This is a genomic window from Pseudonocardia sp. McavD-2-B (assembly GCF_024124365.1).
Classification (GTDB): Bacteria; Actinomycetota; Actinomycetes; order Mycobacteriales; family Pseudonocardiaceae; genus Pseudonocardia; species Pseudonocardia alni.
This window is the reverse complement of record NZ_JAMXSG010000437.1, coordinates 1-2,834: the sequence shown is the minus strand read 5'-3', so window position 1 is coordinate 2,834 and position 2,834 is coordinate 1. Positions and strand designations below refer to the sequence as shown.

3 protein-coding genes and 1 pseudogene are annotated in these 2,834 nt (G+C 75.8%); 2 read left to right on the top strand and 2 right to left on the bottom strand.

What is annotated here, in order from left to right:
• Positions 1 to 213, bottom strand: a 213-nt coding sequence (locus NH602_RS29840; protein ID WP_253069559.1) for a hypothetical protein, incomplete at its 3' end; no start/stop codon positions are given.
• A 184-nt stretch (positions 214 to 397) separates the two neighbouring features.
• Between NH602_RS29840 and selD the strand changes: the two genes are divergently transcribed.
• On the top strand, positions 398 to 1,432 hold the full coding sequence (gene selD / locus NH602_RS29835; protein ID WP_253069558.1) for a selenide, water dikinase SelD: 1,035 nt from the start codon (positions 398 to 400) through the stop codon (positions 1,430 to 1,432).
• A 71-nt stretch (positions 1,433 to 1,503) separates the two neighbouring features.
• Positions 1,504 to 2,550, top strand: a complete 1,047-nt coding sequence (locus tag NH602_RS29830; RefSeq protein ID WP_253069560.1) for a PLP-dependent cysteine synthase family protein — start codon at positions 1,504 to 1,506, stop codon at positions 2,548 to 2,550.
• Between the two features lie 13 nt (positions 2,551 to 2,563).
• On the opposite strand, the pseudogene NH602_RS29825 reads toward NH602_RS29830, so the two are convergent.
• A pseudogene (locus NH602_RS29825) lies at positions 2,564 to 2,834 on the bottom strand (hypothetical protein); the annotation flags it as partial.

Genomic DNA, 2,834 nt, shown 5'->3' with positions numbered 1-2,834 from the left:
GGCGTCGCGGGCGTGCTCGGCCGCGGCGAGGCGGCCCACCAGGTCCTCGACGGTGTGCCCGACACTGCGGGCGCCGTCGCCGCCGCGCGGGGCGCGCTGCGGCAGTCCGGCGGCCGTCGTCGGAGGGAGCACGGCGTCGGGAACGGGCCCGGCCGGGGGGACCGCGTCCCCGGAGCGGGTCGTCTCGTCGTCGCGTACGTCCTCGGCCGTCACCTCGGCGCCGGTATCCGTGACACCGTCGGTCACCTCGTCGTACCCCCCGTGCAGCTGTTCACGGTGCGTCAGTCTCCGTGTCCCCGGCGCAGCCCGACAGCCCCCGTTCGGCGGACGGCGGCAGTCCGGCGGTCGACGGTGTGTGACACGGGCGACCACGGAGCGACGCTGCCAGGATGGGGACATGTCCGACACCGGTGTCGCCCGTCGTCTCACCGAGTTCAGCCACGGCGCGGGCTGCGGCTGCAAGCTCGGACCGGCCCAGCTGGGGGAGGTCCTGGCGGCGGTCACACCCCCGTCCCATCCGGACCTGCTGGTCGGCACCGACACCGGCGACGACGCCGCGGTCTGGCGGCTGTCCGAGGACCGTGCGCTGGTCGCGACCACCGACTTCTTCACCCCGATCGTCGACGACCCGGGGACCTGGGGCTCGATCGCCGCCACCAACGCCGTCTCCGACGTCTACGCCATGGGCGGCACCCCGCTGTTCGCGCTGAACCTGGTCTGCTGGCCGTCCGAGCAGCTCGGGCCGGACGTGCTGGCCGCCGTTCTGGAGGGCGGCGCCGGGGTGGGTCGGCGGTGCGGGTTCGCCGTCGTCGGCGGGCACACGATCGACGACCCGGAGCCGAAGTACGGCCTCGCCGTGGTGGGGGAGGTCCACCCGGACCGGGTCCTGACCAACGCCGGGCTGCGCCCGGGTGACGAGCTGGTGCTGACCAAGCCGCTCGGGATCGGCGTGACCACCACCGCGGTGAAACGCGGGGTGCCCGCGGACGTCGACGCGGCCGTCGCCGTCATGACCACTCCGAACGCCGACGCCGCGGCGGCCGCCCGCGAGGCGGACGCCACCGGCTGCACCGACGTCACCGGCTACGGCCTGCTCGGGCACCTCACGAAGATGACCGTCGCCTCGGGGGTGGACGCCCACGTCGACGTCGCTGCGGTGCCGCTTCTCGGCGGGGTGCGGGAGCTGGTCGCCGACGGCGTCGTCCCCGGCGGCACGCTGCGCAACCGCGCCTGGATCGACGACCGGGTCGTCGCGGGCTCCGCGGGCGAGGAGGACCTGCTGGTCCTGTCCGACGCCCAGACCTCCGGCGGGCTGCTGTTCGGCGCCGCCCCCGGCCGCGGCGACTCGGCCGTCGCGTGGCTGCGTGGGCGCGGGCACGACGCGGCCCGGATCGGCACCGTGACCGAGGGGACCGGGCTGGTCCGGCTCTGAGGCCTAGGGTCGGGGGCGTGCAGCCCGTCGACCGTTCCTGTGCCCGTACCCGCGCCTGGGTCGACGAGGCGATGCGCCGCGTCCAGGCCGACGCGAACCGTTCCGCCGACACCCACCTGCACGTGCTGGACCTGCCCGCCGAGTGGGGCGTGCAGGTCTATCTCAAGGACGAGTCGGTGCACCCCACCGGCAGCCTCAAGCACCGGCTGGCCCGGTCGCTGTTCCTCTACGCGCTCGCGTCGGGCTGGATCACCGAGGGCACCACGGTCGTCGAGGCCAGCTCCGGCTCGACGGCGGTCTCCGAGGCGTACTTCGCCCGGCTGCTCGGGGTGCCGTTCGTGGCGGTCATGCCGCGCTCGACCAGTCCGGAGAAGATCGCGCTGATCGAGCGGGAGGGCGGGCGCTGCCACTTCGTCGACCACGGCGGCGAGGTCTACGCCGAGGCCGAGCGGCTCGCCGCGGACACCGGCGGGCACTACCTCGACCAGTTCACCTACGCCGAGCGCGCGACCGACTGGCGCGGCAACAACAACATCGCCGAGTCGATCCTGGCCCAGCTGGCCGAGGAGCCGCACCCGGTGCCGGAGTGGATCGTCGTCGGGGCCGGGACCGGGGGCACCTCGGCCACGATCGGCCGCTACCTGCGCTACCGGCGGCTCGCGACCCGGCTGGCCGTCGTCGACCCGGAGGGGTCGGCGTTCCTGCCCGGGTGGACGGCGGGGGACCCGTCGTACGCGACCGGGGCGGCGTCGCGGATCGAGGGGATCGGGCGGCCCCGGATGGAGCCGAGCTTCGTCCCGTCGGTGATCGACCGGATGGTCCCGGTGCCCGACGCGGCCAGCGTCGCCGCCGCCCGGCACCTGCGCGACCGCACCGGCCGGTGGGCGGGCGGGTCGACCGGCACCAACCTCTGGGGCGTCTACCAGGTCGTCGCCGAGATGCTGCGCGCCGGACGCGCGGGCAGTGTCGTGACCCTGCTGTGCGACGGCGGGGAGCGCTACCGTCACAGCTACTACGACGACGCCTGGGTCGCCGCCCAGGGGATGGACCTGGCGCCCTACACCCGGACCCTCGACCGGTTCGTCGCGACCGGGGTCTGGTCGGCGCCCGCGGACTGAGCCGGGCCGGGGATCATTCCCCGGCGAGCAGGGCGGCGGTCGCGAGCAGCCGCCGCTCCGACCCGGGCCGGCCCACGAGCTGCACGCAGCCGTGCTCCCCGGGCCGGTACACCGGCGCGACCAGCGACGGCAGCCCGGCCAGGTTCCACGCGGCCACCCCGGTGGACCCGGCCCCGGACGCCCCGGGCGGGGCGGGCAGCAGACCGGCCTCGGCGCCGGCGTCGTCGAGCCAGGCGACCATCCGCTGCCGCCACGACGCGGGCGTCGCGGGACGCAGCCCGCCC